This window comes from Paenibacillus contaminans (genome assembly GCF_003285015.1).
Taxonomy (GTDB): Bacteria; Bacillota; Bacilli; order Paenibacillales; family NBRC-103111; genus Paenibacillus_V; species Paenibacillus_V contaminans.
The window spans coordinates 1-20,758 of the sequence record NZ_QMFB01000006.1 but is presented as its reverse complement, the minus strand read 5'-3'; the positions used below and the strand labels follow the sequence as shown (position 1 = coordinate 20,758).

The 20,758-nt window shown below is 49.7% G+C and carries 13 protein-coding genes; 2 read left to right on the top strand and 11 right to left on the bottom strand.

Annotated elements, in window-relative coordinates:
- Nucleotides 1-53 precede the first annotated feature (53 nt).
- The 5 genes from DQG23_RS12120 to DQG23_RS12100 form a co-directional block, all read right to left on the bottom strand.
- On the bottom strand, nucleotides 54-938 hold the full coding sequence (locus DQG23_RS12120; RefSeq protein WP_113031113.1) for a carbohydrate ABC transporter permease: 885 nt from the start codon (nucleotides 936-938) through the stop codon (nucleotides 54-56).
- 19 nt (nucleotides 939-957) lie between these two features.
- Nucleotides 958-1,857 carry an ABC transporter permease gene (locus tag DQG23_RS12115; RefSeq protein ID WP_113031112.1) on the bottom strand — a complete coding sequence of 300 codons (900 nt, stop codon included), beginning with the start codon at nucleotides 1,855-1,857 and terminating at the stop codon, nucleotides 958-960.
- Between the two features lie 152 nt (nucleotides 1,858-2,009).
- A complete protein-coding gene (locus DQG23_RS12110) occupies nucleotides 2,010-3,677 on the bottom strand; it encodes an extracellular solute-binding protein (RefSeq protein WP_113031111.1) in 1,668 nt (555 codons plus the stop codon).
- Nucleotides 3,678-3,889: 212 nt separating this feature from the next.
- The gene (locus DQG23_RS12105) at nucleotides 3,890-5,560 is read right to left on the bottom strand and encodes a response regulator transcription factor (RefSeq protein ID WP_158560423.1); all 1,671 of its coding nucleotides are present in this window, start codon (nucleotides 5,558-5,560) and stop codon (nucleotides 3,890-3,892) included.
- Entirely contained in the window at nucleotides 5,535-7,307 is a 1,773-nt protein-coding gene (locus tag DQG23_RS12100) for a sensor histidine kinase (protein WP_113031109.1), read from the bottom strand. The genes DQG23_RS12105 and DQG23_RS12100 overlap by 26 nt, the downstream gene beginning before the upstream one ends.
- A 256-nt stretch (nucleotides 7,308-7,563) precedes the next feature.
- On the opposite strand from DQG23_RS12100, the gene DQG23_RS12095 reads away from it, so the two are divergent.
- Nucleotides 7,564-8,793 (top strand): RNA polymerase sigma factor, encoded by a 1,230-nt coding sequence (locus tag DQG23_RS12095; protein ID WP_113031108.1) that lies wholly within the window; start codon nucleotides 7,564-7,566, stop codon nucleotides 8,791-8,793.
- Nucleotides 8,794-8,864: 71 nt separating this feature from the next.
- Here the strand turns inward: DQG23_RS12095 and DQG23_RS12090 are convergent, their stop codons facing one another.
- The 6 genes from DQG23_RS12090 to DQG23_RS12065 form a co-directional block, all read right to left on the bottom strand.
- A complete protein-coding gene (locus tag DQG23_RS12090; protein ID WP_113031107.1) occupies nucleotides 8,865-10,193 on the bottom strand; it encodes a glycoside hydrolase family 125 protein in 1,329 nt (442 codons plus the stop codon).
- 90 nt (nucleotides 10,194-10,283) lie between these two features.
- Complete coding sequence (locus DQG23_RS12085; RefSeq protein ID WP_238177862.1) at nucleotides 10,284-11,108, bottom strand: carbohydrate ABC transporter permease; 825 nt, start codon at nucleotides 11,106-11,108, stop codon at nucleotides 10,284-10,286.
- On the bottom strand, nucleotides 11,101-11,988 hold the full coding sequence (locus DQG23_RS12080; protein ID WP_113031106.1) for a carbohydrate ABC transporter permease: 888 nt from the start codon (nucleotides 11,986-11,988) through the stop codon (nucleotides 11,101-11,103). Before DQG23_RS12080 ends, DQG23_RS12085 begins: the two co-directional genes overlap by 8 nt.
- A 67-nt stretch (nucleotides 11,989-12,055) precedes the next feature.
- Nucleotides 12,056-13,387 (bottom strand): ABC transporter substrate-binding protein, encoded by a 1,332-nt coding sequence (locus DQG23_RS12075; protein WP_113031105.1) that lies wholly within the window; start codon nucleotides 13,385-13,387, stop codon nucleotides 12,056-12,058.
- 123 nt (nucleotides 13,388-13,510) lie between these two features.
- The gene (locus DQG23_RS12070) at nucleotides 13,511-15,118 is read right to left on the bottom strand and encodes a response regulator transcription factor (RefSeq protein WP_238177861.1); all 1,608 of its coding nucleotides are present in this window, start codon (nucleotides 15,116-15,118) and stop codon (nucleotides 13,511-13,513) included.
- Nucleotides 15,093-16,874: a sensor histidine kinase gene (locus tag DQG23_RS12065; protein ID WP_113031103.1), complete on the bottom strand. Its 1,782-nt coding sequence runs from the start codon at nucleotides 16,872-16,874 to the stop codon at nucleotides 15,093-15,095. Before DQG23_RS12065 ends, DQG23_RS12070 begins: the two co-directional genes overlap by 26 nt.
- A gap of 238 nt (nucleotides 16,875-17,112) precedes the next feature.
- Here DQG23_RS12065 and DQG23_RS12060 point away from each other — a divergent pair, with 238 nt between their 5' ends.
- Entirely contained in the window at nucleotides 17,113-20,349 is a 3,237-nt protein-coding gene (locus DQG23_RS12060) for a beta-galactosidase (RefSeq protein ID WP_192894584.1), read from the top strand.
- Nucleotides 20,350-20,758: the final 409 nt, after the last annotated feature.

Here is a 20,758-nt window from a genome sequence, read left to right as displayed (position 1 = left end):
CACCTTTTAATTTATGGTATATATAGTTATTATTTACATTTAAAAGGATAGAGCTACCCCTTCACGCTGCCCAATACGATGCCTTTCACAAAATACTTTTGCAGGAACGGATACAGCAGCAGCACCGGTAACGCGCCTACGAAAATTTGTGCGGATTTGAACGTACGATCCGAGATTTGGGATAACCTCATCACTTCCTGCGCGGTCATTTGACTGAGATCTCTGCCGATCACTACGGTTTGCAAATAGCTCGAAAGCGGATAATGATCCGGACTGTTCATCAAGATAAGACCGTCAAACCAGGAATTCCAGTGTCCGACTACGCTGAATAATGTTAATGTCGCTAGAGCCGGTTTCGAAAGCGGAATAAAAATTTTGAACAAAATGGTCCAATGCTGCGCGCCGTCGACAAATGCCGATTCCTCCAATTCCCGCGGCAAGCCCCGGAAAAAATTCAGCAAAATGATGATGTTGAACACGGGTACCGCTCCGGGTAGCACAAGCGCCCAGATCGAGTCAAGCAAGCCGACAGCGCGTATGGTCATATACCAAGGAATAAGGCCTCCGGAAAACAAAATCGTAAACACGAAGATCCAAGCGTATAACGTACGAAACCGGAATGCGCCTTTTTCTTTGGACAAAGGATACGCCGCCATAACCGTCAGTATCATACTGAGGCTAACGCCCAACAGCACCCTTTTGAACGTAACCATAATCGAAGCGAGAAACTGCGGCTTGGTAAATACAAATTCGTAGGACTGCCATGTAAAATCGACCGGCCAAAACAAAACGTCCCCGGCTTCCGCCGCCCACGCTGCGCTTAATGAAACCGCCAAAATATGAACGAGCGGAGCGACGCAAAGCAAGGCGAGCGCGATCAAGCATGAGTAAATGAGCAGAGTAGCGCTCCGTTCCAGCAGATTCGAGCGATATTTCATACGTAAGCTCCCTTGTTTTTTAGAAAATGCGGTAATTGGCAAACCGGTATGCCAGCAAATAGGAAATCGAGATCAAGATTAAGGAAATGACGGATTTGAGCAAGCCTACCGCCGTCGATAGCCCGTATTGCATTTCTACCAATCCCATTCGGTAAATCATCGTATCGATAATATCTCCCGTCTCGTATACGGCCGGATTATACAGGTTAAAAATTTGATCGAAGCCCGCATTCAGCACATTACCCAAGCTTAACGTCGCAAGCAGAACGATAATCGGCATCATCCCCGGAAGCGTAATGTACAAAGCTTGCTTCCATCTGTTCGCGCCGTCCATCATGGCGGATTCATACAGGGACGGGTTAATGCCGGCTATAGCGGCCATGTAAACGATCGTGCTGAAGCCGAACTCTTTCCATGCATCGGACAAAACGAGAATATAGCGAAACCAATTATTGTCGCCGAGGAAAAAAATAGGCTTGCTGCCGAACGCATAGGATAAAAAGCTGTTGACTATCCCTTTGGTCGACAAAATGTCGATAAGGATGCCTGATAAGATGACCCAAGATAAAAAATGAGGCAAATAAATAAGCGTCTGAATGCCGGCTCGAATGAGTCTCAAGCGGACTTCGTTCAGCAAGATGGAAATGACGATCGGCAGCACGGCTCCGACAATCATTTTCATACCGGCAATGATAATCGTGTTCCATACCGTCTGCAGGACGAATGGAATTTCAGTCATATATTTGAAGTTATTCAGACCGACAAACTTCGACTGGAATATCCCTTGCGCCGGGTAATACTTCTGGAACGCAATCCACACGCCAAACATCGGAATATAGCAGAATATCAACAATAAAATAAGCGAAGGTATCATCATCAGATGAAGAGGCTTTTCTCTTATCCATTTATTCGCCGCCATATCGATCCCCCTTCATCTCAAGTGTAAAGCTTGCCTGCGTCTTAAACGCTGACGTTTACGCAGGTGTAGAGCTTATTCGCCCGCTTTCCGATAGACGATTCAAGGGCCGCAATCATTGGAAAACGACCCTTGTCGTCCTGCTCCCGGAACAACTACTTTACGGACTTGCTCCAATCGTTCACTTCTTTGGTAATTTGCTCTCCGCCAAGCTTGTGCCAGTTGTCTACGAATTTATCGAATTCTTCGATCGGCGCAGCGCCCATAACGATTTTCGTGAACGTTTCGAACTCCAGCTTGCTCAGCGTAGCGGATTTATCCGTCATCGTCGGTGTCGGAGCTCCGTAGAATGCGTTATTCACGTATAACTTTTCATCCATGATTTTGCCGAACAGCTTCCATGCAGGATAATAAAGCGTCCAACCGTACAAGTTGTTCTCGCCGTTTAAAGCTTTGGTAGCATTCTGATAGATGGTTTTCGCATCCATCTCCTTGGCTTTCGATGCGTCTTTCGTATCGAAGGCTTCAACCATTTGTTTAAAAGCAATATCGGTTGCATCGTTCGTATGAACAGGGGCGAACGCTACGTATTGAATGGAGCCGTCGTCCTTATCGTACATAAACTTGTAGTAATTCTCCTGATTGGCCTGTTTGCCGACCGTGATACTATAATAGAAGTTAAACATTTTGATGAGCGCTTCCGGATTTTTGGCGCCCTTCTTGACCACATAATACTCGAGCACGGGTGATCGTAAAGTAACTTTGGTCGGATCGCTGTCAATGGAAGGAACGAGGAACGGCTTCCATTCGGCTTTCGGATCTCTGACCTTCAAGTTATGCACAAGCTGGCCGAACCAATGCGCGGCAAACGATATGCCTACTTGACCTGAGGTAAGCATTTCATTCCATTTGCCCCAATCCTTCACGGCGAATTCCGGATCGATGGCTCCGTCCTTGTAAAGCTGCTGCATGTCGAGCAGCGCCTTCCTCATTTCCGGTTGTACGCTGCCGTAAACGATTTTTCCGGAAGCATCTTGCGTCCAAACGGACGGATAGGCGTGAAATCCGTTATAAATGCCCAAATCTCCGATTTGACCATTTACGAAAGCAAGCCCCACAGTATCCTTCTTCCCGTTTCCATCCGGGTCGTTATTCGTGAACGCCTTCGCAATATCGAATAAATCCTGCATCGTTTTAGGCTCGGGCAAGTTCAAATTTTTCAGCCAGTCCGTACGGATCCAGAGAAGCGGCGAACCAGCTCCAGCAATCGCCGATGCCGTATTCGGAATCGCATACAGCTTCTTGCCTACCGACGACGCCTTCAAAGCAATGCTGTCTCCGACGGCATATTGCTTCTTCGTGTCGGCCGAGGCGTATTTGTCGTACACCTCCGCCAAGTCCTCAAGGCTGTTCGATTCGATCAATTGATTAAGCTGCTCCTGATTGACTCTCATAAAATCCGGCAAGGAACCCGAAGCGATCGACATATTCAATTTGTTGTCATATTGAGAGGCATCCGCCACCCATTCCGTTTTGATATTGATGCCCAGTTCGCTGGCCATCGCTTTCATCCAGACGTTGTCTTCATTCGTTTGCCCGTTCGGCAGCTTCAGGTTGGAGTCGATCCGTTTGACCGTGCTGAGCGTAATGGGGGGATCATACTTGCCTAACGGATTATTGTTCGTCGATGCTGCCGGCTGGCCGGTCGAATTGGCGGTAGCCTGAGCCGGCTCCTCGGTTTTCTTTTCGGTCGTGCATGCCGACAGTACGATCGACATCGATAATACGAAGCACATGGATGATAGCAGCGCTTTTTTGGTCATTCTTTTTCCCCCTGATTCGGATTTTTTTGTTCATTCGGCCGTCTACATTTGCAATTATACTAAGCGGGTGTAAGCGCAACCACTTTCCGATTTCCACTTTCACTATCTTTTGTCCACTCGATTAGCGTTTTCCTATAAACGGAAATAGACATGCTCGAGGTGCATGTCTATGTGAGTAGAGCAGCAATACTTAACGTTGAATGCAAGCGATGCTAAGTGTTCGTTCTCGTGTGCATATCTCTGTATTCCTGAGGCGTAATCCCTGCGGCGTTGCGGAAAAAACGGTAAAAATACGGCTCCGACAAAAAACCGACTGCGGCGGAAATCTCGTAAATTTTCATTTCTGTCTCTTTGAGCAGCGTCTGCGCCCTGGAGAGCTTCGTATTCGCGATATACTGAGACAGATCTTCTCCCGTAATTTTCTTATACAACCGGGACAAATATTTGGAATTATGTCCGACGACATCGCCGATACGCACAAGCGAAACATCTCCGTCGAGATTGTCGTGGATATAACGATGAATTTTTTTCACAACCGTGTGCTCTTCATGCTGCATGCCGGCCTGCGTTTTGGCGAAAACCGCCGACGAAATGCCATGCAAATATTCCGTAACGGCTCCCCATGACGAATGCGATTCCATATGCGTCAGCTTGCTCGTATCCAGCTGCGGACCGAGATCGCCGATCCTATCCCGGTTTATGCAGGCGAGAAACATCGGAACGAGCGAATAGTAGATTTCCTGGCGGATTCCGGATTCATCAGGATAGCGGGCGCCTTCATTCATGAGCTCCAAGTAAGTGCTATCGAACGCTTCCTTCTGCCCGTTTTCCAATTGAAGCTTTAGCAATTCCAGCCGCTTCTTCATCTTGCCGGCATTGAAGGGAGCGGATTGCGGTTCCGGCGCCGTACTGCGGCAGGTCAACAGCAGCTCCGTCCCCATGCCGAGCCCTTGCGAAAGCATCCGGTTGTACGTTTCGTACAATTGGCTTGCCTCCGTCCATGGGGCAGGATTATTATCCATGACGAAAGAAATCGGCACCTCCAATAATTCCTTGCACGTTTGCTGGATCGACTCGAGACTCCCTTGAACGAAGCTTGCGCAATTGCTCCATTTATTCTCAGAATCCGAAGGATCGTGCTGGCTGCCGGATTCCTCGGAAGCTTTCGGTTGAATGAACCACAGCACTCTGGAAAACTCCATATCTACGGAAGCCATATGGACGGAGCCTTGCAAAAACTCGCTCACCACATTTTGAATGGCATAGGCCAGCAGCCCGCGATCATAAACGCTGTAGCTCGGCTTATAGCTGTCGATCCTTGCCAAAACCATCAGCACTTCCCGTTCGGCATCCAGGGGAACCGTCAGCTCGGCGAACTGCTCGGAAAGCCGGCGAACGGCGATGAAGTCACCATGGACAATATTGCGCAGCAGCTCCTTCTGCAAAGCGGGGAGCGCCAAACGGAGCTGCTTGTCCGCTTGTTGCATCAATTGCTCCTTCCGGAGCTCCTCCCGGCTGTATTCGATGGCCTTTTCAACGGCCCGGACGATGGCTTCATCGCCCTCCGCCTTCAGCACGTAATCTACGCCGTTGTAACGAATCGCTTCCTGCACAAATTGAAAATCATTATAACCGGTCAAAAAAATCAATTTGCAGCGCGGCCACTGTTGGGTGATCTTCTTCTGCAGCTGCAGCCCGTCCATCTCCGGCATGCCGATATCCGTTATGACGATGTCCAGCCGCATCTGCAGCAATAACTCCAGCGCCTCCTCCGCGGAGTATGCTCCGTATACCTCCAACGGCCATTTTTCATGCTGCGAGAAAAAATCAACGAGTCCATTCACAATAATCGGTTCGTCATCCACAATCAGCAGTCGGTACATGCTCATTCTCCTCCATTTGCGGAATTTGGATCGTTACCTTCAGTCCGCCCAATTCGCTTCGTTCGAAGCTGAGCCCCGCGCGGGATGCGTAATGCAGCTGCAGCCGCCGATGCACATTAACCATCCCTGTCGTTTCCCGGTTGATTGCGCCTTCATTCAGCGAATATACGAGACGTTTAAGGTCTTCCTCCTCCAAATGCTCGCCGTTATCTTCGATATGAATCCGTAAGCAATTGCCGTCTTCGGCTGCAGCCGCGATACGAAGCATGCCGTTCCGCCGCTTTTTTTCCAGCGCATATTTATAGGCATTTTCCAGCAGCGGTTGAATGATCATCCTAGGCACCCGGATTGCATGAAACGACTCCGGCAGCTCCGACCAAACGACCTCAATCCTGTCCGCAAACCGGATCTTCTGAATTTCCGTATAAATGATCGCGTGATTCCATTCGTCCGCCAAGCTGATTTCGCTCGCCCCAGTCCTCGTCAGAAACAAAAAATACTTGCCAAGATAGTCCGTAAACCGGGTTACGTCCGGCAATCCGTAGGAAGCGGCCATCCGGTGAAGCACGAAGATCGTATTGTACAGAAAATGGGGATTGATCTGCGACTGCAGCTGCTTAAGCTCGGCCTGCTGCGTATGAATCCGCTGCTCGTACACCTCATGAATCAGCTCTCTCAGCCGGTTCACCATCATATTGAATTGACCGTACACATACTGAAACTCATCATGCTTCCTATGCTTCAGATAAATGTTGTAGTCCCCGTTCTCCACCTTGCGCAACGCGCGGACCATCACCTGCAGCGGACGATGGATCAGGAGATACAGACGTTGCGAATAAACGAATACAAAAACGATGGACAGCGCGGACAATATCCAAAACAGCTGGCTGTACCTGTTGAGAAGCCCGAAAACCTGTCGGTCGGGAACCGCCACCAGAAGCGTCGTATTCGAATAGTTGGAGCTGCGGTAAGCGCCGAAATAATTTTCTTCGTCCAATGTCAGATTACCGAAGCCGCTATTTTGCGGGTCGGACGATCCGTTTAGAAATGCCTGTACGGCATTTTGCGGCTTCTGCTCCGATGAACCGGAAGCATTGGAAAGCATCCATGTATTCGCCTTATCCATCAAATAAAATCTTCCGTCTTCCTTAGCTGTAATTTTCATCAGGGATTCGATCAGCAAATGGGGGGATAGCTCGATTTTAAAATAAAAATTCGTTCTCGCTCCTGAATTGGGGGGATCGTACAAAGCTAAAATCAATTGATTTTGCCAGCTTACGATCTTGGGGCTATGGTCCGTGTTCACTTCCCGAATCATCGCTTTTTCTTCGTCACCCATCGGCTTCGAGTAGCTCATGATGCCGATCGTTTTTTGAATATTGGGGATGTACACCTGCACGTCCTGGACAATGCGGCTGGAATCTTTGAACAGCTGCAGCTTGCGGGACAGCCGGTTGACGGCCGCCAGCCTTTCATAATCGGTCAAAATAATCGAAACCGTACTCAGCTGCTGGAGGTCCTCGTCGTACATATACTCCGTTTTGAGCTTGGCCACATGATTGATTTCCGAATCGATCAGCTCCGAATACGAGCTTATCCGCGATTCCATGGAGCCGGCAATTTCCTTATGGAGAATGACGCCGCTCGTGTGGATGATAACAAGAACCAATACATAAATCGGGATAATCACGATCAAAAAAAGAACGACGACCCGCTGAAATATATTCGGGCTTCTTAAGTATCGCAACGATTTCCGCCTCCTTGAACGAATCGGACAGTATTCATAGACAAAACCTGTAAGCGTTATCAAGGAAGTTTCATCATTTTACCATAACAGTGATAGATGTGACAGAGGGTTCGTTCGTTTCCTTTCTCAAAGAAACATCAATATAAACCGGACTATGTTCGAGGTGTAAATCAAAAAAAATATTTTTACTCCGGCTGTGGCTTTTCCTCCTGGTGCGGTGTCTAATGGTATGTAAGATCAAGAGGAGGTTCTTACAATGTCTGGAGCTCACGACAAAAAACCTGTTTATCCGGATGAACAGGGCAACATTCAAAAGTTCGAAATCGCTTATGATCGCTACCGCCAAAGAATCTGCAAATATATATCGTTGAAAATAAATCCTATGATTGCAGATGACTTAACGCAGCAAGTTTTCGTGAAGGCAATGGAAAACATCCAAACCTTTAAAGAAAACTCCAGCCTGTTCACCTGGATGTTCAAAATCGCTCAAAACTTAGTGAGAAATGAATATAGAAGTTTATCGCGAAAGAAAGAAATCCCTTATGATTTTACGGATTATGAATCACAGTCTATTTCTCTTGATTTTGCCAAGTATGTTGAAATTCGTCTCGACATTCGTTCTGCGTTACAAAAACTGAACGAGCTTGACCAACAAATCATTTCATTGCGCTTTTTTGTCGACTGTACCTTGCCGGAAATTTCCAAGATCGTCGGCATGCGTGAGAGCGCGGTAAAAAACAGATTGTACCGTTCCTTGGAGAAATTAAGAAAAGAATTGAAAGAGTGGGGTGACATTACTATTATGTCTATTCAAGATATGATATCGATTGTTAGCAAAAGCGAAACGAAAGACAATAATAATAGTCTGGAGAAGGTACAGCAGGACTTATTCAATGAACTCAAAAATAATGTCGATACCATTTCATCCAAGTATAATCACTACCCGTCCAAAAAAATAATCATTGAAATGTATCCGGATCTTCCGACTTTCCATCAAGCTGCCGGAGAAGCAAATGCCCCTAATTGGTTCATGGGCACGATTGAGGAAAATAAGCTAAAAATCGTATCTCCGTTAAACCCGGGACCGGAGCATACGTATCACTCCATTCTGAGATCGACTGTACACTTATTTACAATGTGGTTGATCAGCGACATTAACCCCCTCGCTCCCAAGTGGCTGCGTCAAGGTATTGGCGGGTACGAAGCCAAGCAAATGTCCCAAGAATTTATTAAAAACACGACTTCAGGCGTTATCCGCGATTCTGCTGTGCCCTCATTCGAACAATTAAATGACGACAGTTGGGATTTCGAAACGATGAAAGGATTTCAGTTTTCTTATTTGATCGTGGAATTCATTGTTGAAAAATACGGGCTAGACGCATTAAACAAAATCGTTCGGAATTCTCATGATTTTAACGGAATTTTTCAACGTTCCGAGTCCGAGCTGCATGAGCAATGGGTGGAGTATATGAGAAACAAGATGTAAACAAAGGACCTCGAAATCCGCTGCCAAGCGGAGTCGAGGTCCTTTTGATCGATTATTGGGCTGTTACAGTCTTAGGCTTGTTCAAACAAGCCCCGCTCCATAGCCTTGTAAACCAGCATGGCGAACATGCTGTTCGACCATGCAAACCATGGGCGCGTAAAGATCGCCGGATCGTCGGCATGGAAACCTTCGTGCATGAAGCCGGTACCCGCGTCCGTCGCTTCCAGCAATTCGATCATTTCCATCATTTCGGTGTCGCTGGAAGCCGTCAAACCTTGCATCGACAGCGCCAAATGCCAGACGTAGTCCGGAGGCGTATGCGGACTGCCGATGCCTTTGGCCGCTTTGCCTTCGAAATAATACGGATTGTCCTTGCTTAAAATAAACTTCCGCGTATTCTGATAAATCAGATCGTCGACGGACGTATAGCCGATATACGGAATCGACATGAGAGAAGGCGTTCCCGCATCGTCCATCAGGCAATAATTGCCGAAGCCGTCCGTTTCAAAAACATAAATCGGCCCGTATTGGGGATGGTTATGGATTCCGTATAACCGAATACCGTGCTCGATTTCTTCCTCCAACTTTTCCATTTCCGCAGCAAAGCGTTCGTCTCTAAACACGTACTTGGCAATCTCCCGCAATTGCCGCAGCACGGCCACGACAAACATATTCGACGGGATATTGTAATGAAAGTCGCAGGCGTCGTCACTCGCGCGGAAACCGGACCAGATCATCCCGGTATAGTTGACCGGCATTCCTTTGCCTTCGTTGCGCAGCGTGTCGATCGCCGGACAATTGCGGCGCATGAACGTGTATGGCGAACGCTCTCCATGGCGCTGCTCCACCTTCCACAGATCAACCGCCGCGCGCATAGCCTTGCGGAAGTTTTCGTCGAAAATGTCGGTATGTCCAGTTTCTTTCCAGTACATATAAGAGAGCTGCATCGGGAAACAAATGGAATCGAGCTCGAATTTCCGCTCCCACACCCATGGGGACATTTCCGTCTCGTCATTGGCATCCCAATGCCAGTCGTTCGGTCCTTCATTAAACGCATTGGCATACGGATCCTTCAAAATATAAAACATCTGCCGCCGGATCAAACCGCCGATAATGCTCCGCAGCTCGGCATCCTCTTTGGCCAGCGGCACGTAATGGCGTACTTGCTCAACCGAATCGCGCAGCCACATGGCCGGAATGTCGCCGGTAATAATAAAGGTCGTTCCGTCACCCATCCGCTTCGTTGTCGTTTCGAGCGTATTGGGGAAACAATTGGCAAACTGTGCAAGCAGCTTAGACCGATGCGCCAGCTTTTTCTCCGCTGCAGCCAACACCTGCTTCACGCCTTGCGGAACGGTCATCGAACCCAAATCGATTTTCGGCAGCCTGAAATGCTCCATGCCCGAGTCCTCCTCGAATCGTACTTTTTGAATGCAGCTATGCGTCTACTTCCAGGCCCCAGGGGACTGACGGCTGCCTTGTCGCAGGACTTATCCTTTGACGGCTCCGGCCGTCATCCCTTGCATCACTTTTTTTGAGAAAGCCAAGTAAACCAATAAAACCGGTAAAACGACAATGACCATCGCGGCCATCATTTGCGTATAGTTAGCGGTATATTGCCCGTTGAAATTCGTCAGCCCGATCGGCAAGGTGTGCAGCGCCGGACTCTTGAGCAGCACAAGCGCGAACGGAAACTCGTTCCAGGCGCCGAGGAAAAACAAGATGACCGAAGTCGAGATGACCGGCAAGCAAAGCGGCATGACGATGCGCAGTACCGTGTTCGTCGAGCTGCTACCGTCAATGCAGGCGGCTTCTTCGATATCGATCGGCACCGACTTGATGAAGTTCTCGAATAGGAAGACGGCCATCGACAAATTAAACGCTACATACGGAAAAATGAGCGTGATCCGCTTATCCAGCAAGCCGAGTGCTTTGAATTCGGTGAATATGGGAATGAGCAAGCCGTGAATCGGAATGAGCATACCCGTCAAAAACATAAAATAGATCGCATTGCGGAACGGAAATTTAAATCTGGCCAAAATATAAGCGGTAAAAAAGCCGAATAATATCGTAAAAATTACGGTAAACACGCTGACAAAGGCGCTATTCCAAAAGTAGGTGCCCATTTTGCCGATGCGAAACGCATCGATATAGTTTTGAAACTGAGGGCTGGACGGCAAGGACATAATATTGAGATTGAACTCTTGCGACGTCTTCAAGGAAGAATAGATCATCCAGATCAAAGGGAAAATACAAGACACGGAGACGACGAACAAAAAGACGTTAATCGCGATCTTGCCGATAGTCTTAGTCACGGTTTTTCCCTCCAATCAAACGGCTGATCAAAATCAAAGCTACGCTCAAAATCATAATGCCTACGGAAATCGCGCTGCCGTACCCAAGCTTATACGCTTTGAATGACGTATCGTACGCATACTGGGCCATAACCGTCGAGCTGCTGCCCGGACCGCCGCCCGTCATGACGAAAATACTGTCGAACGCCTTCATATTCCCGGCAATACAAAGCATGACCGCGATTTTAATCGTCGGCGCCAGCAAGGGAAGCGTAATGTGAAGCATTTTTTTGAAGCCGGTTGCGCCGTCCAGCTCGGCCATCTCATAAACTTCGCTGTTGATGCTTTGCATCGCGGCCAGGAAGATAATCAAGTAAAAGCCGATATACTGCCACACGATCGGTACCGTAACGGAGTACATGACAATACCCGGATCATCCAGCCACGGCTTGATCCACGACTCCAGCCCGACGGTGCGCAACAGCCAGTTGAGCATCCCGGCATCCTGGTTATAAATCATTCCCCACAGGAAACCGATAACGACGGAAGAAAGCACGACGGGAATGAAGATGACCGTGCGGTGAAATCCTTTCCACTTCGCCAGCTTCGACATCAGGAATATACTAATGACGAATGCGATGCCGATTTGGCCGACGACACTGAAGGCGACAATTAGCAGGTTATTCAAAAAAGCGTGCCAGAAATTGCTGTCCACCAGCAAGTTCCGGTAATTATCCAGCCCGATAAATTGCATCTTGGGGCCGCCCGACCATTTAAAGAAGCTGTACCGTACAGCCAAAACGACCGGAACGAGCACCATGAAGGCAAACAGGATTACGCTCGGCATCAAATAGGTGAGAAAAGTAATCCGTTTAGGGCGGATAGCCGTCGAACCGTTCATCAGGCTCCCTCCTTTACGCTAATCTGCCGGGCATTACGCCCGGCAGCATTTCGACTACAGCTTCGCATTAATTTTTCATTTCGTTCTCGTATTCTTTCTGCATAGCCTCCGCCGCTTGCTGCGGCGTATATTTGCCGATCATCAGCTCTTGCATCGTCGTATTCATCGACTCCGTCAAGCCCGGGGACAAGCGCGTATCGTAAATCGGCGAATATTTGGTCGTTTCGAGCATTTTCACGAGCTTTTTGCTGAGCGGCGACAGTTCGATGCTTTCGATGTTGTCCACCTTGCTGGAAGGAATGTCTCCGTATTTCAGGACGAGCTTCGCAGCTTCGGAATCAGTCAAGCTTTGGATCAGCTTTTGAATATCGTCCATTTTGGCCGGATCGACCTTGGCATTAACCGCGTAAGCCCAGCCGCCTCCGCCCGAGACGCTGTTTTGCTCGCCTTTGGCGCCTTCGATCGCCGGGAATACCGCAAGCTCCGTCTTCTCGACGATGTCTTTCGGTCCGCCCGTTTCAATAGCGTTCGACGCCCAGGAGCCCTCGATGAACATCGCCGCTGTGCCGTTATAATACAGCGTTCTTTGCTGGTTGTTATCGATGCTGTTCATATCCTTATTGAAAGCCCCGATATCCACGAGCCCCTTCAAAGCGGTCAACGATTGTACGAATTCGGGATCCGTAAACTTCGCGCCCTTGCCTTCGATCAGGCTGTTGAACCATTCCGTTCCGGTAAAACGGGTCCCGAGCGTACTCATGTAAGAGGAGTTCACGACCCATTTCGCTTTATTGCCGAGCGCGATCGGCGTAATGTTTTGTTTGTTCAATTCCTTGATCAGCGTTTCGAAATCGCTCCACGTTTTCGGGAATTCCGGGAATCCGGCTTTCGCAACCAAGTCTTTGTTGTAGTAAATGACATGCGTAGGTCCGCCGGTCATTTGGACGCCGTAAGTTTTGCCTTCGACCGTATAAGGATCCAAAACGCCTTCGGTGAAGCCGTCTTTCCAGGACGCATTTTTATCCAATTGATCGTTCAGCGGGCGAAGCAAGCCGTTTTCTACGAAAGTCGAAACCATCGACGGCTTAACGAGAAACACGTCCGGCAGCTCGTTTGCGGCAGCCAATGTTTTGATTTTCGTTTCGTAGCTGTCATGAGACTGTACTTCTTCGTCGAACGTTACTTCGGCATGCTCTTTTTTGAATTTCTCGATCAAGTCCGCCTGATGGCTCGGCTGTGCCGAATTTTTATCGTACATGTGCATGAATTTGATTTTCGCTTTCGGCTTGTCCGACGCTCCTCCCGCTTCCGTGCCGGTTTTCGAGCCGCAGCCCGCAGCCACCAGCGCCAAGCTTGTAACGAGCAGCGTTGCCGTTAATCCTTTGGAACTTTTCTTCATCGCACAACTCCCCTTTGCCGTTTGTAGGTGTTCATTTGTTGTATAAGGTGAGTATAGTAAAGTTCAGCGCGCAAAAAAGTAGACATATCTATGAAAATATCCGTTAATTTGTCCTGTTGCCGATTATATGCGGTTTCGATACTCTTTCGGGGTCAAACCCGTAACCTTTTTGAAAATATGCGTGAAATATTTGTAATCGTTATACCCGACCCGCTCGGCCACTTCATAAATTTTGGCGCCGACGTCCTTCAGCAATAACTTCGCTTTTTCCACGCGATACTTATTCAGCCATTCCGTAAAATGCTGCCCCGTCTCTTCCTTGAACACTCGGCTGAAGTAGTTCGGCGTCACGAAAACATGGGACGAAACATCCTCCAATCGGATATCTTCCGCATAATGCTCCTGTATATATTTGATCGCAGCGGAGACGATATGTTTGAACCGCACATTTTTGTACGCGGCGATCGATTCGATGAAGGCGGCGAATAAATCGCCGAGCCACCGCCGTATATCTTCCGTCGTCTCGTACTTTTCAATTTCGTCGTACGGATTCAAAAACGCGTGCTTGCTTTCGCCGGGATTAACGCCCATCTGCTCCAAATGCGCCATCGCCAAAATCACCCATTTCAAACTTAGAGCCTTAATGTGCTCATAAGGGACATGCGATCGGGCAAACTGATGAAACCGCTCGTCGAGCAGCTCGTCGATTTTCGATTGATTCATGATGCTTAGCGATTCCAACAATTCCTTATCGTTCTCGGAGGGCAGCGGCAGCGCCTGCTTAACCTCGTTCCCGGACTCCGACTCCCCGTAAACGATAATTTGCCCCTTCCCGCGGTACACTTTGCTTTGCATGGCGGATATCGCATGCTTGCCGCTCTCGGGGATGTCCGCCAGCCCGCGCACGTAAGCGCCGACGCCGATAGTAACGGACAATTTCATATATCGGGCGACGCAGCGCTGCACTTCCTCGCAGCATTCGATCATACGATGTTTGTTTTTCATATTGGCGTTCACCAATACGTTAATGTAATCAAAATCGCTCTGGCATACCGTGCAGGAGAACACCGATGAAAGGACTTCCTCCGTAATATTGGCGACCGCATAAAGGGTTAACTCTTTATCACGATCGGAAGCGCGCTCCGTTATTAGACGAAAATCGTCGACGTCGACGACCAGTACCGCATATTCCGGCCCTTCCAGCGATACGTTCATCTGAACCGCTTGTTCGACAATTGCATCGCCGTCCTTATTTGCGCCTTTTAACAAACGGTTTACCCACTTGCGCTGAATAAAAGAAAAATTTTCGCGGATCAAATCGAGATTGCTTTGTTCTTCTTCTATTTTTTTGCGTTCCCGGGCGATTTCATCCGATATTTTAAGAACGAGCGCCTCCAGCTCCGCGGCCCCGACCGGCTTCATCAAATATTCGTTTACCCCGATTTTCAGCGCTTGTCTGGCATAATCGAAATCGTCATAACCGCTCAAGATAACGATCTTCGTTTGCGGAAACCGCTCCTTCAAATGCCGGGCAAATTCCAGTCCGTCCATATGCGGCATGCGAATGTCGGTCACCACGATATCCGGCAGCAGCTGCTGAACCGCTTCCAGCGCTTCTTTTCCGTTGCGCGCCTCGCCGACGATATCCACATCCAATTTCCACCAATCGATGGACGTGCGGATGCCCTTGCGGATAATGGACTCGTCATCTACGATCAAAAGCTTGATCATCTTCATTCTCCCCCTTCGTCCATGGCTGTATCACCTTCACGACCGTCCCTTCCTTGCCGTTCATAAACTCGACGCCATACGTTTTGCCGAAATACAGCTGAATCCGGTCGTTAATATTTTTGACGGCGAATCCTTTATTGTCGCTCCCCGTTTCCCGCATCAATTGCTCTACCTCCTCCAAATCGACGCCATAGCCGGTATCGCTTATGTAGTAAACCAGGCGATCGTCCTCTCGTTTGATGTCGACGCGTATGACGCCGGAGTCGCCCTTCTTCTCGATCCCGTGAATGATGGCATTTTCAACGAACGGCTGAATGACAAGCTTGACCGTTTGACAATCGAGCGCTTCCTCTTCGACCTCGATTTGAAAATCGATGCTGTCCTCGTATCGCTTTTGCTGAATGACGACATAATGTCGAATATGCTCGACTTCAGCCCGAACCGTCGTGAGCTCCTTCCCGCTGTTCAAGCTGAGACGGAACAATTTGGATAAAGCCTGCACAAGCTCCGACGTCTCGAACGCTTTCTCCATCCGGCTCATCCAATAGATCGTATCCAGCGTGTTATAGAGAAAATGCGGATTGATTTGCGCTTGGAAAGCTTTCAGCTCGGCCTCTTTTTTATGGATTTGTGCCGTATACACTTCCCGGATCATTTCCCGAAGCCGCTCCAGCATGTGATTAAAGCTTTGCCCCAATTGGGCGATTTCATCATTTCCCGAAGCCGCGATGCGGACGGTGAAGTCTTCCCCTTCCACCTGGCTCATCAACCGGCGAAGCTTGCGGATCGGCAAAATGATTTGCCGCGAAAACAAATACGCCATCCCCGCGCAAACGAAAAAGCTGATGATCGTCGTTATGACGATGATTTGGGGAATGACCTGATTTTCCTTGAGCAGCTCTTTTGCAGGCACCAGATGAAGAATATGCCAAGGCAGCTGCTCGATTTGGTCATAGGTCAACAAATACGGCGTACGATCGATGGTCAGCTCACGGTATCCTTGATGCTGCTCCAATGCCGGTTGAGCGCCGATTATATCCGAAATGGATCCGGAGACGCTGTTCCCGTCCGTCGAAGCGACGATAGCGTTCCGCTCGTTCAACAAATAAAAGTGGTCCGTCCCTCCGCTTTGCCGGCTTTCGAAGAGCGAGCTGACCGCATCCAAATCCATATTCATTTGCAAAACGCCGAGCGTCACGGAAATATTGTTGATATCCTTGATCGCTCTTTCATAGGAGATCACTTTCTTCTTCGCCCCGTTGCCGAGAACGATTTCGTTCAAATACCAGAGGGGCTCTCCCTTGCGCGCCAAAATGCCGGCAATCTGCTCCGTCTGAAGCGGACGAACCGCGCCGCGCACATTCAGCCTGCTGCCGTTCATGCCTTGCAGCTGGATGGATTGCACGAACGCTTTCATATTCGGCAAGTTTGTCAGAAGCTGCTCCGTTATTAATTTTTGCCCGTTATAAGCGGCCGGATCGGCTTCGACGTTCATCCGCAAAAATTGCCTGACCTCGCCCGATTGCATCACGAAAAGCGACGTATCGTGGAAGTACTCGAACATGAACTCGAGATTTTGCCCGATTTGCGTCACCGTGTTTAAATCGGACACGCTGACCTTCTGGCGGATAATTTCCGAAGACTTTACATAAGACAAAATGCCGACAACAAGCAGCGGAATCAGCACTAAAATGACCGTAAAAAACAAAATTTTGTACTGCAGGCTCACAAATCGCTTGCCGTCCTTACGACGCATGATAACGCGCCCTCCTTTCCGAAAACGGACGGATGTATCCGCCGACATTATGTTCATTCTTTTACGAAAATGAATATAGCATACATGTCCGCAAAGCGAAACAACGCCGAAATCCGGTCTGGCCGGCTTCCCTTCTCCATAAATTATTGGACATTTCCATAGTATTTTTTATAGTTTTCCCGTTAGGGGCATGATAGTGTTTGACTGTATGAGCATCGGACGAAAGGAGCAACCTGTTATGAAATCCATCGTTATTTTCTATGATCCCGCTTTTCCTTATCATGGAGACCGTATCGGCGAAGCATCCGTTAAAATGCTTAGAGAAAAGGCGCAGCTTGTCGGCGCCGACTCGCTCGCTCAAGCGCTCGACCGGCTGGAGGGCGGATGCTTCGTCAATTTGCACGCCCCGTACTTCCCAAAAGACAGCTGGAACAGCATCGCAAGCTACATGGAACGCGGCGGGTCATTGCTCAGCATCGGCGGCGCCCCGTTTCGCATTCCGGTATACCGCGAGGACGGAAAGTGGGCATGCGAGGTCGAGCAAACGTCGTACCATCAGCATTTTCATATCCATGAAGCCATGCCTGTCCAAGCCGATCCGTTCGAACGTTTGGAAGCGGCGGCGGACAATCCAATATTTGCGCCCTTTGTTCAAGGGCTAACGCTGGAACCGACCTGCAGCCTCATTCTGCATGTGACCACAGAAACGTCATTGCCGCATGAAATGGGTTCATTGGGTCCGATGAACGCCCATATCCAACCGCTGGTCAAAGCTATTTCCAAGGAAGGCCGTGAAGTCGGCGCTCCGGTCGTGCTGCTTGAAAATACGCGCGGCGTATATGCCGGAAGCCGGTGGATGTTCGTCAATCAGCCGCTTCGGGCGGCATTTTGGGATGTGGGAGGCGCAAACGCGATTTTGGCATGGGCGGACTACTGCTCCCGCGGCGTTACGGAAATGTGGCTGAAGCCCGGCTATGCCAGCTACGATCCGGGCGACCGGGCGAAATTTACGTTCCAATGGCAAACGCTCGGGCGCCGCTCCGCAAATAATGGCGAACGTTCCAACACGGAATGGACGCTGGAGCTTGCCTTCGGCAAAGATTCGAACAGCGAGCCGCTTCCCGAATGGAAGCAAACGTACACCCTGGCAAACTCCCCCAACCTGCAATCGATTACGATCAACGTGCCTTTGAATCTGATCGAAGGACATTACGCGATGCGGGCGGATCTTGTTTCCAATACCGGGGAACGCAGAACGCAACGCCAAGGCATTTGGTGCCGGGATGAGCGTTTGCTGCAGGAAGGCGAGCCGCTGACGTGCGACCGCGACTATTTCCACAAAAACGGCCGTCCGCTGCCACTTGTCGGCATGACGTATATGACTAGCGACGTGGCGCGCAACTTCGTCTTTTTGCCGAATGTGGCCGTATGGGACCGCGACATGGCGGCGATGAAAAAAGCGGGCATCAACTATATTCGCACAGGCATTTGGACCGGGTACCGGAATATTATGCTGCTCGACGGCCATCCTTCGGAGGAAGTGCTGCGGGCGATCGACGCCTTCGTATTGACGGCGAAAAAGCACGACCTGGAGCTGACTTTTAACTTTTTTTCGTTTACGCCTGAGCTATGGGAAGGGTTGAATCCGTATCTCGATCCGCGCAGCGTCGAAGCGCAGAAGCGTTATATTTTATCGATCGTTTCGCGCCATGTGCATACGTCGAACGTCCATTGGGATTTGATCAACGAGCCGTCGATGTTCGATCCGAAGCGAATTTTCTCCAAAGGCCCGCGCAGCTCGCACGATCCTTTCGAAAAAGCGGCTTACCGGGAATGGCTGAAGCAGCGCCACGGCTCGATTCGCGTGCTGCAGGAGCGTTGGGGAATGTCGCCGGCTATGCTTCCCGATTTCAATTCCATTACGCCGCCGGAACCGACCGACATTAACGCGGACATCCAAGACATGCATTCCGGCAAAAAAGGAACGCGCTGGCTGGATTACTCGCTGTTTTCGATGGACATGCTGAACCGTTGGGCGAACGATTTAAATGAAGCGATTCGATCTGTTGCTCCGCATCAGCTTATTACGATCGGGCAAGACGAAGGGTTAAACGCTCAGCGTCCGTCCCCGTTTTTCTACGAGCAGGCGGCGGATTATACGACGAACCATTCCTGGTGGCAGATGGACCAGCTCGTGTGGGACGGCATTTTTGCCAAAACGCCGAACAAGCCGAATGTGATCCAGGAAACGGGCATCATGTATGTGGAAACGCCGGACGGGATGGCCAAGCGGAGCGAGGAAGAGCTGCGCAACATCCTGGAGCGCAAATACGCATACGCATTTTCCACCGGCGGCGCAGGCGCGGTACAGTGGCTGTGGAATACGAATTACTTCATGAACAACGTCAACGAATCGAATATCGGGGCGCTGCGCGCGGACGGCACGGAAAAACCGGAAGCGGATGTCTCCTACGATTTCGGCCGGTTTATGGAGCAAATTCGCGACTTGTTCGCCGGACGCAAGCTGGAAGATATCGTGATGATCTTCCCTTATTCGAACGACTTATCCAATCGCTCCTTCGCCGTCGAAGCGACAAGCCGCGCCACGCGGGTGCTTGCGTACGAGCTCAACGTTCCTTTCCGGGCCATGGGCGAATACCAGCTGCAGGCGCTGAACGATCAGCCGGCCAAATTGATCATTGTGCCGAGCGCCCATAATTTTAGCGATGCGGCCATGAACCAGCTGCTCGACCATGTCGCGGCCCATGAAACGACACTGCTTTTTACAGGACCGATCGGCTTGGACGAGTACTGGCACCGAAGCGGCCGTCTGGATGAGATGCTTGGAGCCCGCAAGCTCGGCAACGTGCTGCGCGAAGAAAGGCTCGTGCTCGATGGTGAGCATCTGCGGCTCTCTTACGGGGAGCGCAAAATCGCCATGCTGTCGAAGGAGACGGCGCAAGCGGCGGCCGGCGAGAGCATAGCGGCTATGGGGAATGCCGCAGCTGCAGGGAAAACGACAACCGGCGAGGAAATTGCCGCTGTTGAGAAAACGGCGGTTGCAATTGGAACAGCTGCTTCTGGCGGCTCGGCATTGCGAAAAGTGAAGCTCGGTAAAGGGACGCTTCTCTGGTGCGGATTGCCGGTCGAAATGAACGATCGTACGGATGCGATCGCCTCATTGTACCGGCATGCGATCAAAAAAGCCGGCGTCGCACCCGAGCTGCTTTGGGAGCAAGGCGGCGAATTGCCGGGCGTGTACGGCCGCAAGCTGAGCTTCGCCGACGGCGAATTGTTTATTTTCGTCTCCGAATTTGGCGAAAATGCCGATATTCGCGTAACAAATCCGGCTACGAACACAACCTATTCGTTTACGCTGGAAAGCGAGCGCACCGTTATGTTTGCTGCCGATCACAGCGGCAAGCTGCTGGCGACTTACCGCCCGCAACAAGTCGAGGTTATGGTGCATTCCTGAGCAGAATGAGTGATTTTAGGTCCGAATGCGCTGGATGGACCGAACCCGAAAATTCAGACGAACATTGAGAAACCCGCCGTTAGGTTCGGAGCCTGCGGCGGATTTTTTTTGCGTGCCTCGAAATCGTAAACATCGAATAGCTTTGACGGTTACTCTGAATCTACGTTTTCATTGCATGTGATTTGTCTGACCAATGTAATCTAGCCATTTCGCCACCATGCGAAATGGAAAACATCCAGTTATTTTTTGAGAATATAGCAGATTTATCGATTTTGATGGAAAACATACATCTAATAACATCGAAAATACCTAAATTCGATTAATCGTTTCAAATTACCTGGGGTTTTTCAGACTGTTTAGAAAGTACCTTTTTATGCAGCAAGGAGGGGGCCACGCATCATGAAATGGT

Bases quoted from the DNA above. Each gene is read 5' to 3' on its own strand.
- DQG23_RS12120 (WP_113031113.1), bottom strand. From the start codon at position 938: ATGAAATATCGCTCGAATCTGCTGGAACGGAGCGCTACTCTGCTCATT.
- DQG23_RS12115 (WP_113031112.1), bottom strand. From the start codon at position 1,857: ATGGCGGCGAATAAATGGATAAGAGAAAAGCCTCTTCATCTGATGATG.
- DQG23_RS12110 (WP_113031111.1), bottom strand. From the start codon at position 3,677: ATGACCAAAAAAGCGCTGCTATCATCCATGTGCTTCGTATTATCGATG.
- DQG23_RS12105 (WP_158560423.1), bottom strand. From the start codon at position 5,560: ATGTACCGACTGCTGATTGTGGATGACGAACCGATTATTGTGAATGGA.
- DQG23_RS12095 (WP_113031108.1), top strand. From the start codon at position 7,564: ATGTCTGGAGCTCACGACAAAAAACCTGTTTATCCGGATGAACAGGGC.
- DQG23_RS12090 (WP_113031107.1), bottom strand. From the start codon at position 10,193: ATGGAGCATTTCAGGCTGCCGAAAATCGATTTGGGTTCGATGACCGTT.
- DQG23_RS12080 (WP_113031106.1), bottom strand. From the start codon at position 11,988: ATGAACGGTTCGACGGCTATCCGCCCTAAACGGATTACTTTTCTCACC.
- DQG23_RS12075 (WP_113031105.1), bottom strand. From the start codon at position 13,387: ATGAAGAAAAGTTCCAAAGGATTAACGGCAACGCTGCTCGTTACAAGC.
- DQG23_RS12070 (WP_238177861.1), bottom strand. From the start codon at position 15,118: ATGATCAAGCTTTTGATCGTAGATGACGAGTCCATTATCCGCAAGGGC.
- DQG23_RS12065 (WP_113031103.1), bottom strand. From the start codon at position 16,874: ATGCGTCGTAAGGACGGCAAGCGATTTGTGAGCCTGCAGTACAAAATT.
- DQG23_RS12060 (WP_192894584.1), top strand. From the start codon at position 17,113: ATGAAATCCATCGTTATTTTCTATGATCCCGCTTTTCCTTATCATGGA.